17 protein-coding genes are annotated in these 20,077 nt (G+C 52.4%); 16 read left to right on the forward strand and 1 reads right to left on the reverse strand.

The features are described from left to right. Positions 1 to 278 precede the first annotated feature (278 nt). The 8 genes from ylqF (at position 279) to ACEPST_RS12625 (ending at position 10,196) form a co-directional block, all read left to right on the forward strand. Entirely contained in the window at positions 279 to 1,142 is an 864-nt protein-coding gene (ylqF, locus tag ACEPST_RS12590) for a ribosome biogenesis GTPase YlqF (protein WP_204121645.1), read from the forward strand. After that, positions 1,135 to 1,920 carry a ribonuclease HII gene (locus ACEPST_RS12595; protein WP_204121646.1) on the forward strand — a complete coding sequence of 262 codons (786 nt, stop codon included), beginning with the start codon at positions 1,135 to 1,137 and terminating at the stop codon, positions 1,918 to 1,920. The genes ylqF and ACEPST_RS12595 overlap by 8 nt, the downstream gene beginning before the upstream one ends. Before the next feature lie 29 nt (positions 1,921 to 1,949). Further along, positions 1,950 to 2,843, forward strand: coding sequence for a DNA-processing protein DprA (gene dprA, locus ACEPST_RS12600; RefSeq protein ID WP_204121647.1), 894 nt, complete (start codon positions 1,950 to 1,952; stop codon positions 2,841 to 2,843). Between the two features lie 133 nt (positions 2,844 to 2,976). Further along, a complete protein-coding gene (topA, locus tag ACEPST_RS12605; protein ID WP_204121648.1) occupies positions 2,977 to 5,088 on the forward strand; it encodes a type I DNA topoisomerase in 2,112 nt (703 codons plus the stop codon). A 1,145-nt stretch (positions 5,089 to 6,233) separates the two neighbouring features. Next, positions 6,234 to 7,166 carry a tyrosine recombinase XerC gene (xerC, locus tag ACEPST_RS12610; protein ID WP_204120694.1) on the forward strand — a complete coding sequence of 311 codons (933 nt, stop codon included), beginning with the start codon at positions 6,234 to 6,236 and terminating at the stop codon, positions 7,164 to 7,166. A 19-nt stretch (positions 7,167 to 7,185) separates the two neighbouring features. Next, positions 7,186 to 7,728 carry an HslVU peptidase proteolytic subunit gene (gene hslV / locus ACEPST_RS12615; protein ID WP_204120695.1) on the forward strand — a complete coding sequence of 181 codons (543 nt, stop codon included), beginning with the start codon at positions 7,186 to 7,188 and terminating at the stop codon, positions 7,726 to 7,728. A gap of 18 nt (positions 7,729 to 7,746) precedes the next feature. Continuing rightward, positions 7,747 to 9,159 carry an ATP-dependent protease ATPase subunit HslU gene (gene hslU / locus ACEPST_RS12620; protein WP_204120696.1) on the forward strand — a complete coding sequence of 471 codons (1,413 nt, stop codon included), beginning with the start codon at positions 7,747 to 7,749 and terminating at the stop codon, positions 9,157 to 9,159. A gap of 161 nt (positions 9,160 to 9,320) precedes the next feature. Further along, the gene (locus ACEPST_RS12625; RefSeq protein WP_204120697.1) at positions 9,321 to 10,196 is read left to right on the forward strand and encodes an aldose 1-epimerase family protein; all 876 of its coding nucleotides are present in this window, start codon (positions 9,321 to 9,323) and stop codon (positions 10,194 to 10,196) included. Between the two features lie 71 nt (positions 10,197 to 10,267). Here ACEPST_RS12625 and plsY read toward each other — a convergent pair whose 3' ends face one another. Beyond that, positions 10,268 to 10,894: a glycerol-3-phosphate 1-O-acyltransferase PlsY gene (plsY, locus tag ACEPST_RS12630; RefSeq protein WP_204120698.1), complete on the reverse strand. Its 627-nt coding sequence runs from the start codon at positions 10,892 to 10,894 to the stop codon at positions 10,268 to 10,270. 269 nt (positions 10,895 to 11,163) lie between these two features. Here plsY and parE point away from each other — a divergent pair, with 269 nt between their 5' ends. The 8 genes from parE (at position 11,164) to ACEPST_RS12670 (ending at position 20,053) form a co-directional block, all read left to right on the forward strand. After that, the gene (gene parE, locus ACEPST_RS12635; protein ID WP_203645712.1) at positions 11,164 to 13,137 is read left to right on the forward strand and encodes a DNA topoisomerase IV subunit B; all 1,974 of its coding nucleotides are present in this window, start codon (positions 11,164 to 11,166) and stop codon (positions 13,135 to 13,137) included. A 26-nt stretch (positions 13,138 to 13,163) separates the two neighbouring features. Beyond that, positions 13,164 to 15,611, forward strand: coding sequence for a DNA topoisomerase IV subunit A (gene parC / locus ACEPST_RS12640; protein WP_204120699.1), 2,448 nt, complete (start codon positions 13,164 to 13,166; stop codon positions 15,609 to 15,611). 139 nt (positions 15,612 to 15,750) lie between these two features. After that, positions 15,751 to 16,710, forward strand: coding sequence for a LysR family transcriptional regulator (locus ACEPST_RS12645; protein WP_125762626.1), 960 nt, complete (start codon positions 15,751 to 15,753; stop codon positions 16,708 to 16,710). A 34-nt stretch (positions 16,711 to 16,744) separates the two neighbouring features. After that, on the forward strand, positions 16,745 to 17,674 hold the full coding sequence (locus ACEPST_RS12650; protein WP_203645716.1) for a manganese-dependent inorganic pyrophosphatase: 930 nt from the start codon (positions 16,745 to 16,747) through the stop codon (positions 17,672 to 17,674). Between the two features lie 147 nt (positions 17,675 to 17,821). Further along, the gene (locus ACEPST_RS12655) at positions 17,822 to 18,397 is read left to right on the forward strand and encodes a matrixin family metalloprotease (RefSeq protein ID WP_204120700.1); all 576 of its coding nucleotides are present in this window, start codon (positions 17,822 to 17,824) and stop codon (positions 18,395 to 18,397) included. Between the two features lie 181 nt (positions 18,398 to 18,578). Further along, positions 18,579 to 19,025, forward strand: coding sequence for a peptide-methionine (R)-S-oxide reductase MsrB (gene msrB, locus ACEPST_RS12660; protein WP_204120701.1), 447 nt, complete (start codon positions 18,579 to 18,581; stop codon positions 19,023 to 19,025). A gap of 18 nt (positions 19,026 to 19,043) precedes the next feature. Next, positions 19,044 to 19,565, forward strand: coding sequence for a peptide-methionine (S)-S-oxide reductase MsrA (msrA, locus tag ACEPST_RS12665; RefSeq protein ID WP_204120702.1), 522 nt, complete (start codon positions 19,044 to 19,046; stop codon positions 19,563 to 19,565). 41 nt (positions 19,566 to 19,606) lie between these two features. Further along, the gene (locus ACEPST_RS12670) at positions 19,607 to 20,053 is read left to right on the forward strand and encodes an NUDIX hydrolase (RefSeq protein ID WP_204120703.1); all 447 of its coding nucleotides are present in this window, start codon (positions 19,607 to 19,609) and stop codon (positions 20,051 to 20,053) included. The last annotated feature ends 24 nt before the right edge of the window (positions 20,054 to 20,077 follow it).

Genomic DNA, 20,077 nt, shown 5'->3' on the forward strand with positions numbered 1-20,077 from the left:
GTGTCATTACTAGTCAGCTTGCACTTGCGGAATTATATTCATTGTCTGCCATGAATATAATTCCGCAAGTCACTTTCCTATCTAAAAAGGAGCGGAAAAATGGTAAGATGGGGTAGTTGGTGAAAATTAACCTTCGCTCGGTGACAGCTAATTCACCACGCTCTTTACTAAGAAACAATCAGTTGCAGCGGTCACCAGCCAAGCAATACCATGAGTTTTAAAGTACTTAACCCACTAATTAAATCTACTACGCTTCACTATCAAAAGGAGAAAATACAATGACTGTAATACAATGGTTCCCCGGCCATATGGCGAAGGCCATTCGGCAAATGGAAGAAAATATTCACCTGGTCGACATCGTTTTCGAACTGGTCGACGCCCGAATTCCTGCCGCATCCCGAAACCCTGAAGTGGTCCGAATTGCCAAGGACAAGCCACACTTGATCATCATGACCAAAAAAGACCTGGCTGACCCACAACAAACGGCGGCCTGGTTAAACTACTACCGCGCGCAAAAGCAACCGGCCATCGCCATCGATTCCCGGGCCAACGTGACCCCTAAGCAGATCACCAAGATTGCCGCTAGCATTTTAGCCGACAAGCTCGCTGCCGAAAAGGAAAAGGGCCTGAAGGAACGGCCAATGCGGGCCATGACGGTTGGGGTCCCTAACGTGGGGAAGTCCACGCTGCTCAACCATTTGGTCCAACGTAAGGCCGCCCAAGTCGGCGATACTCCCGGTGTCACCAAGGGCCAACAGTGGTTGCGTTCCAGCAAGCATTTGGAATTACTCGATACCCCAGGGATTCTGTGGCCTAAATTCAAGGACCAGGAGACCGCGCAGAAGTTAGCGTTGACCGGGGCCATCAAGGACAAGCTCTACGCCAGCGATGACGTGGCACTCTTTGCCCTGAACTTCTTCCGTCAATACCACGAAAAGGCCTTACTGGACCGTTACCACTTGGCTACCAGCGACCTGGAACTCAGTGACGTGGACTTACTTCTCAAAATTACGCAAAAAATCGGTATGCGCGATGACTACGACCGGGCCAGCGAACGGTTGATCCTCGACGCCCGCCGGAAAAAAATTGGTGGCTTCACGCTTGACCGCGCGCCCCAAGCTGGTGACCCTAGCAATGACTAAGCAACCCAGTCTGGCTAGTCTCAAGGCCGAGCTGGCCGATGTAACGACCCCCGACGACCCCCGTTTAGCGTCATTAGCGGCCGATTCACGGAAAGGGGCCCAGTTACTCCTGAAACAGATTCAACGGCGTCTAGCGAAGGCTGAGGCCGCTGAACAGGCCTTTCAACACCGCTTACACTATGAGCGGCCGTTCTGGGCCCAGGGCGAACGGGTCGCCGGCATTGATGAGGTCGGGCGGGGGCCCCTGGCCGGACCGGTCGTTACCAGTGCCGTCATCTTGCCCCAGGACTTCGATATTCCGCTGGTCAACGACTCCAAACAGCTGACCCCCAAGGAACGCGAGCGCCTGTACCCCCTGATTCTGGCACAGGCCGAAGCCGTTAGTATTGGTGTCGGCAGTCCCCAATTGATTGACCAAATCAACATTTATCAGGCCACACGGGTCGCCATGCAGCGGGCCGTGCTCGGTCTCGGTCGGGTACCCCAACAGCTAATCGTAGACGCCATGCAGATTCCGGTGGCCGTTCCCCAGACCCGGCTGATCAAGGGGGACGCCAAGAGCGCCAGTGTGGCCGCAGCCAGTATCGTGGCCAAGGTCTACCGGGACCATTTAATGGCGACCTACGATGCCCTGTATCCGGGCTACGGGTTTGCCAAAAATGCCGGCTATGGCACGGCGGAACACTTGGCTGGCCTGGATGAACGCGGGGTCACCCCGATTCATCGAAAAACTTTTTCGCCCGTACAAAAAATAATTGCGAACCAATCACGGAGTTAACCCTAAAGGGGAAAAGGAGGTTGCTAACCATGCAACTGACACTTCGTGATTTTTTCATGCGCTTACCATTGATTCCGGGCATCGGCCTCAAAACGACAACGACCTGCTGGCGGTGGGTCGAGGCCCAGCCAGAACTGACGACCATGACTGCCGCCACGGTGGCCCAACTCTGCCGAGAAATGGCGATTCCGGCAGCTAAGGCCGACCAGCTCCAGCGTCAGTTATTTTCATCGGAAATTGCCACGCAGGTAACCACCAATCTGACCCATACCGGCTGTCTGACGATTGTGGACGCCGCGTACCCGGACCAACTCCGGGAAACCTTTGCGCCACCGGTCGCGCTTTACTTTCTAGGTGACGTGCGCTTACTCCAAGCCCCGCAACTAGCGGTCGTCGGCTCCCGGCATCCCAGCCCGTACGCCTTAGCGGCCATGCGGCTCTTACTGCCAAACGTGGTCCAACACCACATCTGTCTCGTTTCGGGCTTAGCGCAGGGAGTGGACACGCTGGCTCATCAAGCCGCCTTGGCGTATCGGGGTCACACCATTGCCGTGATTGGCACCGGGTTGGATCACTGTTACCCGGCGACCAACCGGGCTTTGATGACGGAGCTGATCCGCAGTCAGCTGATTTTCTCCGAGTATCCGTGGGGGACGCCAGGGGCGCGGCACCATTTTCCGGAACGCAACCGCATTATTGCCGGGCTGACGCGCAGCACATTGGTGGTCGAGGCGGCCCATCATTCGGGGAGTCTGATCACCGCCAATATCGCCCTGCAAGAAAATCGTAATGTTTTGGCAATTCCGGGGGCCCTGGACAACCCAAACTCGGTTGGTACCAACGAGTTGATCCTCGCCGGCGCCAAACCAATCTTGAAACCTGAACATATAATAGAAGAAGTTTTAGTTGACAACCTGCCCTAAGTTGAAATAAGATGTGTGGGATTATAGTGAAAAATTTAGCGAACTTCTTGTTCGTCGTAAAAACAAGTCGATAGGAACCGGCAAGCCCGTTAGCTAGGGCCCGGTTGCCTATCAAACGAGGGAGTAATGTGCTTTGCCGACTACATCAAAAGCAAAATCAACGACAAAAAAGCGGCGCAAACCGCAAAAAAAATTAGTCATCGTTGAATCACCTGCGAAGGCTAAGACCATTGAAAAGTATTTGGGCCGGACGTTTAAGGTCATGCCTAGCCTGGGTCACGTGCGCGATCTACCGAAAAGTTCGATGGGGGTCGATACTGAAAACAACTACGATCCGCACTACATTTCCATTCGTGGTAAGGGTGACGTCATCAAGGGCTTACGGGCCGAGGCCAAAAAGGCTAAAGCCGTTTACCTCGCATCTGACCCTGACCGTGAAGGAGAATCCATTGCCTGGCATTTAGCCCACGTCCTGAACTTAGACGTGACCGACAAGAACCGGGTCACCTTTAACGAAATCACCAAGGACGCCGTTAAAGAGGCGTTCAAGACACCGCGGACCATCGACATGAACCTGGTGGACGCCCAACAAGCCCGCCGGATTCTGGACCGTTTAGTGGGGTATTCCATCTCACCACTGCTCTGGAAAAAGGTCAAGAAGGGCCTGAGTGCCGGTCGGGTACAATCCATTGCGTTGTCCCTGATCATCGAACGGGAAAAGGAAATCAAAGCCTTCATCCCTGAAGAGTACTGGACCATCGACGCCGACTTCAAGAAGGCTCGCCACACGTTTGGTGCTAGTTTCTATGGACTGAACGGCAAAAAGGCCAGTCTGAAGGACAACACCGCCGTGCAAGAAGTCTTAGGCAAGCTCGACAAGAATGGTGACTTTGACATCACCAACGTGGTTCGTAAGGAACGGAAACGCTCACCACAACCGCCATTTACCACCAGTTCCATGCAACAGGATGCCAACCGGAAGCTGAACTTCAGAACTCGGAAGACCATGATGGCCGCCCAACAGCTTTACGAAGGGATCAACCTGGGTAAGGAAGGGACGCAGGGGCTCATTACCTATATGCGGACCGACTCCACGCGGATCTCCAGCATTGCTAAGCACGAGGCCTCAACCTTTATTCACGAAAAATATGGGGCCGAATATGCCGCAACGAAGCCTATCAAGGGCAAACTGCCTGAAGGGGCCCAAGACGCCCATGAAGCCATCCGGCCAACCTCTGTGTTCCGGACGCCAGCTAGCCTGAAGGAACGCCTCAATAAGGACCAATTCCGGCTGTACCAATTAATCTGGAACCGCTTTGTGGCTAGTCAAATGACCAACGCCCTCATGGATACCATGGCCGTCACGCTCGAACAAAACGGCGTCACGTTCCGGTCCAATGGTTCCAAGATGAAATTCGAAGGGTTCTTAAAGATTTACAAGGACAACAAGGAAAAGGATAACCTCCTGCCCGAACTGAGCATCGGTGACCAAGTCAACTTGGCCAAAACGGATCCGGCCCAACACTTTACCCAGCCGCCTGCACGTTATTCCGAAGCCAACCTGATCAAGGCGCTGGAAGAAAACGGTGTGGGTCGGCCATCGACCTATGCGCCAACGTTGGACACGATTCAACGCCGGTACTACGTCAAATTGGTTGGTCGGCGGTTTGAGCCCACTGAACTGGGTGAAATCGTTGATGGCATCATCAATGAATACTTCCCAGACGTGGTCAACGTCGACTTTACCGCCAACCTGGAACACGAGTTGGATGGGATTGAAGAGGGCCAACAGGACTGGGTCAAGGTCATCGACACCTTCTACAAACCATTCTCAACCGAGGTGGCCCACGCGGAAGACGCCATCGAAAAAATTCAAATTCGTGACGAACCCGCTGGCTTTGACTGTGATATTTGTGGGGCCCCAATGGTCATCAAAATGGGTCGCTATGGCAAGTTCTACGCCTGCTCACGCTTCCCAGATTGCCGCAATACCAAGCCAATCGTGAAGGAAATCGGCGTAACCTGTCCCGTTTGTCACAAGGGTGAGGTCATCGAACGCAAGTCCAAGAAAAATCGGATTTTCTACGGTTGTTCTCGTTACCCCGACTGTGACTTTGTCTCATGGGACAAGCCAGTCGGCCGTGATTGCCCGAAGGATGGTCATTACCTGGTTGCCAAGAAGATTCGTGGCGGCGTGCAAATCGTCTGCCCCAACGGCGACTACGAAGAAGCCCCACAAAAATAAATTTGCTTGGTCACTACCGCCTGCAGATGCTAAACATTCCGCCTGTGGGGCCCACCCGAAGCCAAAGAACGGTCTTCGGGTTCGGCTTAGAGCCCGAAAAAGCATCGGTCTCTAAGTCCGGCCGTGGTGTAAGACCGGAAAACCACCGGCCTAACGCCACCTTCACAGGTCTACATGTTTAGCCTCTTCCGGCTAACGTGACGGCTAAATTGATTTTGTGTGACTCATCGTAAGTGTTTAAACTTTAAACTAAAATACAGGTTTGTTAGGTACTTCCACAGCTAATTATGGAGGCAGCTAGCAAGCCTGTTTGCGTTAAGATGATTTTCATATGGAAGTTAAGTACGGTCTTCAGGAGCGGGTTATCCTCTTCCGGCTAACGTCAAACTGTCTATTTTGCGAATCTACTTCGTGCCTAACTGAAATTTTCATTAATACAGGTTTGTTAGATGTCTTCCACCATAGTTGTGGAGGTATCTAGCAAACCTGTTTGCGTTAAACCAATTTGCATTTGAATATATTGTAGTCTCGTATTGGACACACAGTGCAAACATAAAACGCAAACTTCAAACCATAAACCACCGTCTACGGGCTGAACCAGTGTTAGCCGCAGGGAGGGTGAAAATGAGCTTAGCCGTGGGAGTTACCTTAGCGGGTTTCCCGCTTAGGTAACTGCTATCTTTGAGACGTGGTTCTCGGCTCAAAGTAAGCCTGGAGACCGCTTTTTGGCTCCAGGCGGCGCCCACAGCGTTCCGGCTCAGTTTTCACCCTCCCGGAGGCGACTAACTTTCGGCTGGCTACTTCCGCAACAGGACTAACTCATCTCTGACCAACGGTTCAGTCTAGTTGGTGATCACGCCTAGCCAGAGGATTCAGGGGTGGAGCCAGCTGTGTCGATGGTGTTGACGACTGTCCTTGGGTCGTCTACAGCATGGGACGACTTTGGAGACACGGTTTGGGTGGCTTCAAAGCGAGCCGGAAGCCCGCTCTTCGGCTGGAGGCGGTCCCCACAGCAGGTGGAACCCCTGAAATCCGGCGGCGGATAAGTACCCACCATCTAGTCAGCCACGAAAAGCCTGATGAGTTAGTTGTGTTTTTTCGGTGCGTTTGCTAGCATTGAGAACAGGTAGCAGGGAGGTGTTCACGTGGACCAGGCCATCACAGCGTTTTTAGCGTATTTACAAGGTGAGCGGCAATATTCACCGGAAACGGTCAAAGCGTACCGCGAAGACCTTGAGGAGTTCACCAAGTTCCTCGCGGACAACGGGGGAACCAAGGCGTGGACGGCGATTGACCAATTAGACGTCGAGGTTTATCTGAGTGATCTGTACGACCGGCACTATGCCCGGACGACGATTGCCCGAAAGCTCTCCACGTTGCGGTCACTGTACAACTTCTTGATGAGTAATGGGCAAGCCAAGGATGATCCCTTTGCCTACGTCCAGCTCAAGCACCACCAGAATCATTTACCCCGGTTCTTCTACGAACGGGAAATGACCGCGTTGTTTGCGGCCGCGGGGGCCAACCCGAATGAACAGCTGGCCACTCGCGATTCGGCATTGCTAGAAGTCCTGTATGGCACCGGCATCCGGGTCAGCGAGTGTGTGAATTTAACGCTGCCCGATATTGATTTTGACAACCGGATCATGTTGATTCATGGGAAGGGTAACAAGGAACGCTACGTCCCGTTTGGCCACTACGCTAGCGACGCCCTGCAGCAGTATTTTACCGCCGCGCGGACGCCCATCATGGCGCAGCACCAGGAGACGCACGCGTTTGTCTTTATCAATCACCGGGGCCAGCAGCTGACCCCCGCCGGTGTGACGTACCTGCTGAACCAGATTATCAAACGCAGTACGTTGACCACGGAGATTCATCCCCACATGTTGCGGCACACGTTTGCCACGCACCTGTTGAACCGGGGGGCCGACTTACGGTCAGTTCAAGAACTATTGGGCCACAGCAGCCTCTCGACCACGCAAATTTACACCCACGTGACCCGCGAGCATCTACAGCGCGATTATCGCCAGTTCTTCCCGCGAGCCACCGAAGATAAATCTAAAGAAACCAAGCCATGATAAGGAGATCGATTAAACTATGCCAGTAAAATTTGAAGCCACGACCATCTGTGCCGTTCGGCATAATGGCCACAACGCCATGGCCGGTGACGGGCAAGTCACCATGGGCGAAAAAGTCATCATGAAGGGGACCGCCCACAAGATTCGCCGGATCTACAACAACCAAGTCGTTGTCGGGTTCGCCGGCAGTGTGGCTGACGCCTTCAATTTGGAAGAAAAGTTCGAAGCCCAACTGACCGAATACAGTGGGAACCTCCAACGAGCCGCCGTTGAACTCGCCAAGCAGTGGCGTTCCGACCAGGCTTTACAAAAGTTGGAAGCCTTACTGATCGTCATGGACAAGGACGAAATGTTATTAGTTTCCGGTTCCGGTGAAGTCATCGCGCCTGATGACGACATCTTAGCCATCGGTTCTGGTGGCAACTTTGCCTTAGCCGCAGCCACGGCCTTACACCACCACAACCAGGAAATGAGTGCCAAGGACATCGCTGAAAGTGCCATCCACATTGCTGGGGGCATCGATATCTTTACCAACGATCACGTTATTTCAGAAGAACTTTAATTGAACGGAGGAACCAAAGTGGACGCCATTAATAAAACGCCTAAAGAAGTTGTCGGCCTATTAGATCAATACGTTATCGGTCAGGACGACGCCAAAAAAGCCATCGCGATTGCCTTGCGTAACCGTTACCGGCGCATGCAGTTAGATGCTGCCATGCAAGAAGAAATTTCACCTAAGAACATGTTGATGATTGGACCGACCGGGGTCGGGAAAACTGAAATTGCCCGGCGGTTAGCTAAAATCGTTCACGCACCGTTTACCAAGGTCGAAGCCAGCAAGTTTACGGAAGTCGGCTACGTCGGCCGTGACGTGGAATCCATGGTCCGCGACCTGGTTGAAGTGTCCGTGACGATGGAAAAGCAAGACCAATTTAAGAACGTGCGCAGCGATGCCATTCAAGCCGCCAACAAGCGTCTGGTCAAGCTCTTAGCACCCGCCAAGCAAAAAGAAAACAAGAATAACAACGACTTCGCTAACATGATGAACATGTTTAGCCAAATGCAAAACGGACAAACGCCAACGGCCCCTAGCGACACGGAAGAGGTCACCGATGACGTGCGCAACGAGCGGCTCTCCATTGCTGATCAACTGAACAAGGGCCTGTTAGAAGACCACATGGTTGAAATTGAAATGGATGACCCCCAACAAGCTAACGCGGCTGACAACAACATGATGGGTCAAATGGGCATCGACCTGAGCGACACCTTAGGATCAATCATGCCAAAGAAGCGCATCAAGCGGACGGTCACCGTCACTGAAGCTCGCGAAATCCTAGTCTCTGAAGAATCCGAGAAATTGGTCAACAACGCCGACATCAATCACGATGCCATCCAACGGGCCGAAAACACCGGGATCATCTTCCTCGATGAAATTGATAAGATTGCCAAGGGTAGCAGCCAAAACAGCGGCGACGTTTCCCGTGAAGGGGTCCAACGTGACATCTTACCAATCGTCGAAGGGACGCAGGTCAAGACCAAGTACGGCACGATCGACACCGACCACATTCTCTTCATCGCGGCCGGGGCCTTCGCAGAATCCAAGCCTAGCGATTTGATTGCTGAACTCCAAGGTCGTTTCCCAATCCGGGTTGAATTAAACGACCTGAGCAAGGCCGACTTCGTTCGGATTCTGACCGAACCCAACAACGCGCTGATTAAGCAATATATCGCCTTGATTGGCACCGACAACGTCAAGGTCACGTTTACCATGGAAGCCATCGAACGCATCGCTGAACTAGCCTTCGAGCTGAACCATGAGAACCAAAACATTGGCGCTCGGCGGTTACAAACCGTTCTGGAAAAGCTCCTGGAAGACCTGCTCTACGAAGGGCCAGACATGGGCTCAGGCGATGTGACCATCACCGAAAACTACGTCAACGATAAGATTGGGGACATCGTGGAAAACAAGGACTTGTCCCGTTACATTCTCTAAACACGCAAGGGCTCAGACAACTGTCTGGGTCTTTTTGTGTCCACCGGAACTGGCAGGGCCCTTGACGAAAGCGTTTCCCAAAAAGTGAAGATTGGACTAGACAACTAGGCCAATTTGGTCCATGATTAAAGAAAGACAAGTTAGTTGGAGGTTGTGCGACAATGCTTACACTAAAAAATGATTTCTTAACGGTTAAAATCAACCCGCTCGGGGCCGAACTGACCAGCGTGCAGGACAACGAGAGCCACCTGGAGTACATGTGGCAGGCGGATAAGACCTACTGGGGCCGCCACGCGCCAATTTTATTTCCCATCGTTGGCCGGTTGCAGGACAATCAGTACCGGCTTGACGGTGAGACCTATCACATGACGCAACACGGTTTTGCTCGTGACCGCGAATTCACCGTCGTCGAACAGGCTGACGACCACGTGGTTCTGCGGCTGACAGCCGACGACCAGACCAAGGAACTGTTTCCCACAGACTTTAGTCTGACCGTGCAGTACACCCTGGTAGCCCACCAGTTAAGCTTTGCGGCGACCGTGGACAATCCCGCCGACACGCCGTTAACGTTCTCCCTGGGAGCGCATCCCGGCTTTAACGTACCGTTAGGCGACCCTACCGCTGATTTCACGGACTACCAGGTCACGGTCTCACCCAAGCAGGTGTACCAACGTGTGCCTCTGGTGGGCCCCTACAGCGATACCCAGCACAGCGTTCCCATGGATCTGACGAAACCCATGGCTTTGGACCACGACCTCTTCGACCACGATGCCAAGGTCTTAACGCTCAACAACCACGAGACGACGCTGATGTTAAGCAGTCACGTGAACGACCACGGGGTTGCCTTGACCTTAGCCGCCCCTTACGTCGGTATCTGGTCTCCGTACCCGAAGCAAGCGCCATTCGTCTGCTTCGAGCCCTGGTGGGGGTTAGCCGACGACGTGCAAGCTACCGGTGATTTAGAAACCAAGGTCGCCATTCACCACCTGGCTGCTCACGAAAGTTTCCAAGCGGCTTATCAAATCACTTATTTTTAAACGAAAAAACGGGCTCCCAGCGACGATTGTCGGTGAGAGCCCGTTATATTTCTCAATAAATAAGTGCTAAATTACTTTTCGGCTTGCCGCTTATGATAGCCGTGGCCAAAGGGAACCAGGGATTCCGTGCCGGCCTTGATGCGTTTGATGTTTGTCCGGTGCCGGTAGAACACGAAGATTGTTAAGACCAAGGCAATGCCAGTGAGATACCAATCCTGAAACGCCAGCGAAATCAGCGTGATCAGGCTAAAGGCAATCATGCTGGCCAGGCTGACCATGCTGGTCCAGTAGATCAGGCTGACCCACAAGCCCGCCGCAATCACGAACATGATGGGGTTATAGGCCAGGAGCATCCCCGCTGAAGTGGCCACGGCCTTGCCACCCTTGAAATGATCAAAGATGGAGACGGTGTGCCCGAGAATCGCGAACAGTCCGAATAATAAGGGGGTTGCCGTTCCCAGAAAGGTCGTCACGTGGAACAGGGTGGGGAGTAGCGTGGCCACAGAGCCCTTCGCAATGTCTAACACCATGACCGCGGTGCCGGCGTAGGGTCCGAGGACCCGGTACGTGTTCGTCGTGCCAATATTGCCGGAGCCCGACTGCCGAATATCCGTCTGGAAAAAGGCCTTGCCGACCCAGACGCCGTTGGGAATGGCCCCCAGCAGGTAGGCCACGATGAGTAAACCAATTAATTTCACAAGTTATTCCTCCGCTCTTTCTTGCAACGGGAGCCGCCATAGCTGGGACTCGCCGCAGATAAGCTGGACTATATTTTAGCATGTTTTCACGAGAACGCCAATTATCTCGAGAAGTCTAGCCAGATTTTGGCTTCCTGTGGTATGATTATGAAGTTACTGGATACCTACCCGTGGGCGTTTGACCAGTTTATTTGAACATACGTTCGCATTAGGGTAAAATGTAGGTATGCCATTTTTTAGACAAAAGTAAAAGTAAAGGGGATTTACGCATGGCGAAAGCAAAAGCAAAATATGACGATTCCTCCATCCAAGTGTTGGAGGGGTTGGAAGCTGTTCGTAAACGTCCTGGTATGTATATCGGGTCAACCGACGGCCGTGGCTTACACCACTTGGTCTACGAAATCGTAGATAACGCCGTCGATGAAGCGTTGGCTGGTTACGGTAAGGAAATTAACGTGACGATTCACCAGGATAACAGCATTACCGTCGTCGATCACGGCCGGGGTATGCCCGTAGGTATGCACGCGTCCGGGATTCCAACGCCAGAAGTTATTCTGACCGTCCTACATGCCGGGGGTAAATTCGGCCAGGGCGGTTACAAGACGTCCGGTGGGCTGCATGGGGTCGGGGCTTCCGTTGTGAACGCCCTCTCCAGTGCGCTGACGGTCACCATTGTCCGTGATGGCGTGCGTTACCAAGAAAAATTTGCTAAGGGGGGCCATCCACAAGGCACCCTGAAGAAACTGGGCAACACACGCGCCCACAACGGGACCACGATTGATTTCAAACCAGACAAAGAGATTTTCACCACAACCGTTTATAACTTCGGGACCCTGTCCGAACGGCTCCGGGAATCCGCGTTCCTACTCAAGGGCGTCAAGATTACCCTGACCGACGAACGCGAAGGCCAAGAACGGGCCGAGGAATACCATTTTGAAGACGGTATCAAAGAGTTTGTCGGCTACCTTAACGAAGACAAGGACACCCTGGGCGACGTCATGTACTTTGACGGCAAGAAGGATGGCATTGAAGTCGAGGTCGCTGCCCAGTACAACGACGGCTACACGGAAAACCTGTTATCGTTCGTCAACAACGTCCGGACCAAGGATGGCGGGACCCACGAAGCCGGTATGCGGAGTGGCTGGACCAAGGCCTTTAACGAATACGCCCGGAAGACCGGTCTCCTGAAGGACCGCGACAAGAACCTCGAAGGGACCGACGTCCGTGAAGGGCTGTCCGCCGTGATTTCCTTACGTGTGCCCGAAAACCTGTTACAATTTGAAGGCCAAACGAAGGAAAAACTCGGGACGCCAGAAGCTCGGACCATCGTAGACAGCGTCATCAGTGAGCAGCTGGGCTACTACCTGATGGAAAACGGGGATTTTGGGAAGATGCTGATCAAGAAGTCGACCCAGGCCCGTTCTGCCAGAGAAGCCGCCCGTAAGGCCCGTGATGAGAGCCGTAACGGCAAGCGTCACAAGAAACACGAACGCCTGTTGTCAGGGAAGCTGACCCCCGCGCAATCCAAGAATTCTGCCAAGAACGAACTGTTCCTGGTCGAAGGGGATTCCGCCGGTGGGTCTGCTAAGCAGGGGCGTAACCGAAAGTTCCAAGCCATTCTGCCTTTACGGGGAAAAGTCTTGAACACGGAAAAGGCCAAGCTGCCAGACATCATGAAAAATGAAGAAATCAGTACCATGATCTACACCATTGGTGCTGGGGTCGGGACTGAATTTAACATCGAAGACGCCAACTACGACAAAATCATTATCATGACCGATGCCGATGATGATGGGGCCCATATCCAAATCCTATTGCTGACGTTCTTCTACAAGTACATGCGGCCCATGATTGATGCCGGCCGGGTCTACATCGCCCTGCCACCGTTGTACCAAATCAAAACGACCGGTAAGAAGCCAACCATCGATTATGCCTGGACCAACGATGAACTGAATGGCAAGACCAAGAAAATCGCCAACCACGGCTATCACCTGCAACGATTCAAAGGGTTAGGGGAAATGGACGCGGAACAACTGTGGGCCACGACCATGGATCCTGACAACCGGACGCTGATTCGGGTCCAAATCGACGACGCTGCGTTGGCCGAACGCCGTGTGACGACGTTGATGGGTGACAAGGTCGAACCCCGCCGGAAGTGGATTGAAAGCAATGTCCAATTTACGTTGGAAGAAGACGACACTAGCCTATTGGAAAACGATAAAGCTTCCAAGTCTGACGACTAGCGAACCGGCGAAAGGAGTAAACATCTGTGAGTGAAGGACAAAAAATTCAAGAACTAACCTTGGAAGAAGTTATGGGCGACCGCTTTGGTCGTTACTCCAAGTCAATCATTCAGGAACGGGCGTTACCCGACATTCGTGACGGGTTAAAGCCGGTTCAACGACGTATCCTATTCTCAATGAATAAGGACGGCAACACCTACGAAAAGGGCTTCCGGAAGTCTGCCAAGTCTGTCGGAAATGTCATGGGTAATTTTCATCCCCATGGTGACAGCTCCATTTACGAGGCGCTGACCCGGATGAGTCAGGACTGGAAGGTCCGCGAACCCCTGGTTGAAATGCACGGAAACAACGGGTCCATGGACGGGGACCCAGCCGCTGCCATGCGGTATACCGAGGCTCGGTTAAGCAAATTAGCCGGTGAAATGTTGCGGGATATCGATAAAGACACGGTCGACATGGTATTGAACTTTGATGATACCGAGTACGAACCAACCGTGTTGCCTGCCCGAATTCCTAACCTGTTAGTCAACGGTTCCACCGGGATCTCTGCCGGTTATGCCACGGAGATTCCGCCGCACAACTTGGGCGAGGTCGTGGATGCCTTGATCTACCTCCTCAGCCACCCCAAGGCGAAGCTGGAAGAACTGATGACCTTTGTTCAAGGCCCTGATTTCCCAACTGGGGGGATCATTCAAGGAAAAGATGGCATCGTTAAGGCGTACGAAACGGGACGTGGTCGCGTTGTAGTTCGCTCCAAGACGGCCATTGAACCCCTGCGTGGGAACAAAAACCAGATTACGGTCACCGAGATTCCTTACGAAGTCAACAAGGCCCAATTGGTCAAGAAGATTGATGAAATCCGCTTGAACAAGAAGGTTGAAGGCCTGGCGGAAGTCCGGGACGAAACCGACCGGGACGGCCTGCGGATTGCCATCGAGCTCAAGCGTGATGCCGATGCCCAAGGGGTCCTGAACTACCTGTTCAAGAACACCGAATTACAAATTACCTACAACTTTAACATGGTGGCTATCAACCACATGCGCCCTGAGCACGTCGGCCTCAAGACCATTTTGACGGCGTACTTGGAGCACCAACGCGACGTTATCACGCGGCGAACCCAGTACAACCTGACCAAGGCCCAAGACCGGCAGCACATCGTGATTGGGCTGATCAAGGCCTTGTCGATCCTAGACCAAGTCATCAAGACGATTCGGGCCAGCAAAGACCGGCGCAATGCCCGGGACAACTTAGTTTCGGCCTATGATTTCTCTGAAAAGCAAGCCGACGCTATCGTGGCCTTACAGTTGTATCGGTTAACCAATACCGACGTGACCCAGTTAGAGGCTGAATCGGCCAAGCTGAGCGCGGCCATTGAAGAGTATCACCAGATTTTGGCAGAACCCAAGACGTTAAACGCCGTGCTCCGCAAAGAACTCAAGGCCATTGCCAAGGAATACCGGAACCCCCGGCGGACTGAGATTCAAGACCAAATCGAGGACTTGAAGATCAAGACCACGGTCACGGTTGCCGACGAAGAAGTTGTGGTTCTGGTCAGTCATGACGGTTACTTAAAGCGGTCTGGCGTCCGGTCATACACGGCCTCTGACCCTGCCGATAACGGGCTGAAGGACGAAGATTACCCAATCTTCTTAGAAAAACTCAGCACATTGAATCATCTGATGATGTTTACCAGCAAGGGGAACCTCATCTACCGGCCCGTCCACGAAATCAGTGATGTGAAGTGGAAGGAGACTGGGGAACACATTTCGCAAACAATCGGACTCGCTCCCGACGAAGAAATTGTGGCCACCTTTGCCTTTAAGACGCTGAAGGAACCCGGGCGTTTCCTGATTGCCACTAGCGATGGCTACATCAAGCAAACGGCCTTCACCGACCTGACACCTGGTCGGACCTACAAGAGTCGCGCGGCCACCTACGAAAAGCTCAAGACCACTGACTCACGGGTCGTAGCGGTCAAGTACCTCACGGAACCCATCGAGCAGGGCATCATGCTGGTCTCCAAGAATGGTTACGCCCTGCGTTACGCCATTGATGAAGTTTCCGTCAACGGGGCCCGCACGACTGGGGTCCGGTCCATGGACCTGCGTGATGACGACGAGGTTGTTAACCTGGCCTTGGTCACTGATAGTGATACCATTGCCATGGTCACGACCCGCGGTGCTTTCAAGCGCTTAGCCATGAAGGAAATTTCCGTGACGAGCCGCGCCCGTCGTGGTGTCATCGTCTTACGTGAGCTGAAACGCGATCCGCACCAAATCGTGGACTTCATGACCATTCCTAGCGGCAATCCTGCACTGGAAATCATTACGAGTCGCGAGCGGACCCACGACGTCATGCCAACGGATCATCCGCTGAGTGGGCGCTACTCCAACGGGTCATTCGTGGTCGACACGGACGTTGAAGGCCAACCGGTTCGGTTACGCGTTAAACCAACTGAGTTAGTTCTTGATTAGAATTCAGGGATAGTCGGGGATTTGCGAGGAGAAATCGTTGCGCTTTTTCTGGAAACGGCCTATTATATAGATTAATAGTAACCATTAGGTTGACCTGGTACGATTGTGGTGCGAGGCCGATCATAAGGAGAAAAAACGGATGAAGACGAAACAGGAAAGTATCTTTTCTTCTAAAACCTTAACGTATTTCTTACAGCTGGCAGAAACCATGAATTACACGCAAGCCGCCCAGATTTTAGGGATTACGCAACCCGCCTTGACCCAGCAGATTAAGAAGCTGGAACGCACGGTGGGCGCACCCTTATTCTATTCGGTCGGCAAAAAGTTGCGGTTGTCTGACGCGGGCTATACCATGTTAGACGCCACCCACAAAATTTATGGGATCTTAAACACGGCCACGGACGAGATTCAGCAGTCCACGAGTGCGACTCAGGGGGAAATCAACATTGGTTTGTTGGCTTCCATGGAAGACGCTGTCTTTGAAGACTTCGCGATTTTATCGTACCAGAACAATCCCGACCTCAAAATTTCCTTCCACATGTTAACCCGGAAGGAAATTTGGGAACGCCTTGAAAACAATAAGATTGACCTGGCCATCATGTACCTGCCAGATGATTCAATCAAGAACTGGAAGCCTTACGAATCCAAGAAGATCATCTCGGATGACTTGCTGTTCATTCACCATGATGAGCAATTGGCTAAGAAGCGGCGAATCAAGTTTAAAGATACGACCGCTGACGTTTGGGCCATGTATCCGGACGGGTACTACCTGAACCAAGCGCTGCATGAAGCCTACAAGAACCAGCTAGCTGATTTTCCGAAGAGCGTTGCGAACTTCACGACGCCAACTCAGCTCTTACATTTCTCCATGCAGACGCAAGCGTCAACGGCCTTACCGAATTCCTTTATGATTGGCCAAGAAGAGCTGCCCAACACTTGGACGGCGCACTTCGACCCCAACATTCGCTTCGACCTAGCCTTTGTCTTCCGCAAGGGTAAGGCAGAAATTCCGCGGATCAGCCATTTCTTGGCACAGTTCGACCGGTACTTACACACGGACGACTACATTTCGCGGCTTAAACAACTTCGGAACCAATAAATTTAAAACTAATTTGCTAAAGGAGTTTTATCTCATGAGTAAAGCATTAATTTTCGGTCACCAAAATCCAGATACGGACGCCATCGTTGCAGCCAAGGCGTTTGCCTACTTCCAAAGTCAAAAGGGCTTTGATGTTGAAGCCGTTGCCTTAGGCGAACCCAACATGGAAACCAACTACGTGTTGAACCACTTCGACGAACCCGCTCCTCGCGTGGTTAAGACAGTGGCTAACGAAGTCGACCAAGTCATGTTAGTCGACCACAACGAAGCCCAACAAAGTGTTGCTGACCTGGACAAGGTGACAGTTAGCTACGTCATCGATCACCACCGGATCGCCAACTTTGAAACGAGCCTGCCATTGTACTACCGTGCAGAACCCGTTGGTTGCACGAGCACGATTTTGACCGAAATGTTTGATGAAGAAAAGATTGAGATTCCTGCTAAATTAGCTGGTTTGATGCTTTCCGCTATCATCTCAGACACCTTGTTATTACAATCCCCAACCACGACTGACAAGGACCGCGAAGCCGTTCGTGCCTTGGCTGAAATCGCCGATGTCGATGTTCAAAGCTACGGTATCGAGATGTTAAAGGCCGGGACTAACCTGGCAGCCAAGAGCGACAAGGAACTGATCGACGGCGACGCTAAGTCCTTCGACATGGCTGGCAAGAGCGTTCGGATTGGCCAAATCAACACGGTCGACCTGAACGAAGTCTTGGACCGTCAAGCTGGTTTGGAAAAGGAAATGCAAGCTGAAATGGCCGCTGATGGCTACGACTTGTTCATTACCTTGGCCACCAACGTCTTGAACAGCGACTCCGAACTCATCGTTGCCGGTGAACCTAAGAGCGTTGTCGAAAAGGCCTTCAACACCAAGCTGGACAACAACCGGGCAAGTTTGCCAGGCGTTGTTTCCCGGAAGAAGCAAGTGGTGCCACCATTGACCGCTGCTTTCGACGCTTAATTAGCTAAATTTACATTTAAGAAACGCCCAACCACGATTTTTTCAGCGTGATTGGGCGTTTTTAGTCGTCTTTTTTGACCGAGCCAGGCTATAATACGGGTCGATGGTAGCCGCCAGGCATCCTCCTTTAAGAGAGAGGGACTTGGTATGTTCAGAAGTTGGTACCGAGGAGTTCTAACCATCTTAACGACGGTTTTGTTGTTTATTACGCAGATTGGGGGCAGCATTGCCTTAGCGGCTGGCGTGACCCCATTTGGTCCGGAACGATTTGCGGAAAACCAGGCGACTTACGTGATCACCACGAAGTCTAACTATTACCGCAAGATTTGGGAATCAGCTATTTCTGCTTGGAATCACACGGGGGCCTTTCATTTCAAGGCGGGCACTAAGGGAAATGCCCAAATTGACCTGACGACCGCCTCAGTTGCCCAGGCCAAAACCTTAGGCGAAGACGTTGGACTGACCGAATACACGGCTAACCGCGACTACTTGCGCAAGGTTTCGGCAACGTTGAACCCAACTCTGTTGACGGCTTATGGCTACTCACGTTCCGACGACCTACACGTGGCGGAGCACGAACTCGGACACACCATGGGGCTCGCGCACAACCCATCCAAGAAGAGCGTGATGTACTACCGGAACCGCGCTGTGGGCATTCAGAAGGTTGATATTGAGGGCGTTGAATTACGTTACAAGACCCCGGCCGGACAATCCGCGGAATAGGGACAATTTAGACAAGAAACCGGTTCACAGTGAAGTGGTCAGTCCCGTCAGAAATGGCGGCTGACCACTTTTTGATTTATTATTAGAAAACGATTAGACAAATTACTTGCGTTTAACGCTAAAAGTTTTAGACTGGTAATAGAGTAAATAAGTTGTACGCAATTGATTGGAGGAATTCAGTATGGCAGAAGAAAAAGAAAGTCAAGCCGATTTAAAGCAACGATTAACCGCTGAAGAGTATGCGGTGACCCAACACGCGGCCACTGAGGCAGCGTTCACCGGTAAGTATGATGCCTTTTACGAGCAGGGAATCTACGTGGACGTGGTGAGTGGTCAACCGTTATTCAGCTCAACGGATAAGTACGACGCGGGCTGCGGGTGGCCATCCTTCACCAAGCCCATCGATGCCAGTCACGTGACCGAAAACACGGACCATTCATTTGGCATGTCCCGCCAGGAAGTTCGGAGCACGGACGCCGGTTCCCACTTGGGGCACGTCTTTACCGATGGCCCACAGGACCAGGGTGGTTTGCGCTACTGCATCAACTCCGCTGCCCTGAAGTTCATTCCGGCTGATCAGCTGGAAGCTAAGGGCTATCACAACTTTGCCCAACTTTTTGATAAATAACTATACGGAGGTCTCCACATGGCACAAACAGAAACTGCAATTTTTGCGGGCGGCTGCTTCTGGTGTATGGTTCAGCCATTTGACACCCAGCCAGGGATTCAGTCGGTCGTTTCCGGCTTTACCGGCGGTCACACGGTCAATCCCACGTACGCCGAGGTGGCCAGTCATACGACCGGTCACACTGAAGCCGTGAAAATTACCTTTGATCCGACCGTCATCAGTTACGCGGACCTTGTTGAAATCTATTGGCGCCAAACGGATCCAACCGACGCCAGCGGCCAGTTTCAGGACCGGGGCGACAGTTACCGGCCCGTGATTTTCGTTGATGGCCCGGCCCAACGTCAAGCAGCTGAAGCCTCTAAGGCGGCCTTAGCCAGTAGTGGACGCTTTGATGAGCCCATCGTGACGCAGATTGAAGACGTGCAGCCATTTTATCCGGCCGAAGAGGAACACCAAGACTTCTACCGGAAAAACCCGTTCCGTTATCAGATTGAGGAAATGGGCGGCCGTCAGGACTTCATTCAGAACAAATGGCATTAAAACGCTTTTTGGTAAATACAAATAAAGGTTGGTGAAGACGTGTGGGTTATGTATTAGATTTACGCCAACAAGTTGGCGCCGAACCGTTGATCGTGGTTGGTGCCGCAGCCATCGTTCAACGTCAGCAAGCAGTTTTGTTAGTCAAACGAACGGACAATCACGCTTGGGGCTTGCCAGCCGGATCTAAGGAATTAAATGAAAGCACGCTGACCACAGCCAAACGTGAATTGCATGAAGAAACGGGTCTGGTGGCGCAGTCGGCAAATTTGTTGACGGTCGTGAGCGGCACTGGCATGCAATATCAATATCCCAACGGTGACCAGATAGATTCGGTCACGGTCGTGTACGAGCTGACCGCGACTGGTGAACCCAGCGGCGACGATGACGAAACCAGCGACGCCAAGTTTTTTGACTGGGAAGCAATGCCAGCAAACTTAACGCCAATCACGCAACAAATTTTAAACGTGTTGGCGACAGAGAAACGTTAATAAAAAATCAGGTGGTGAAAAGTC

The organism is Levilactobacillus sp. FUA 3915, assembly GCF_044053135.1.
GTDB classification, from domain to species: domain Bacteria; phylum Bacillota; class Bacilli; order Lactobacillales; family Lactobacillaceae; genus Levilactobacillus; species Levilactobacillus lanxiensis.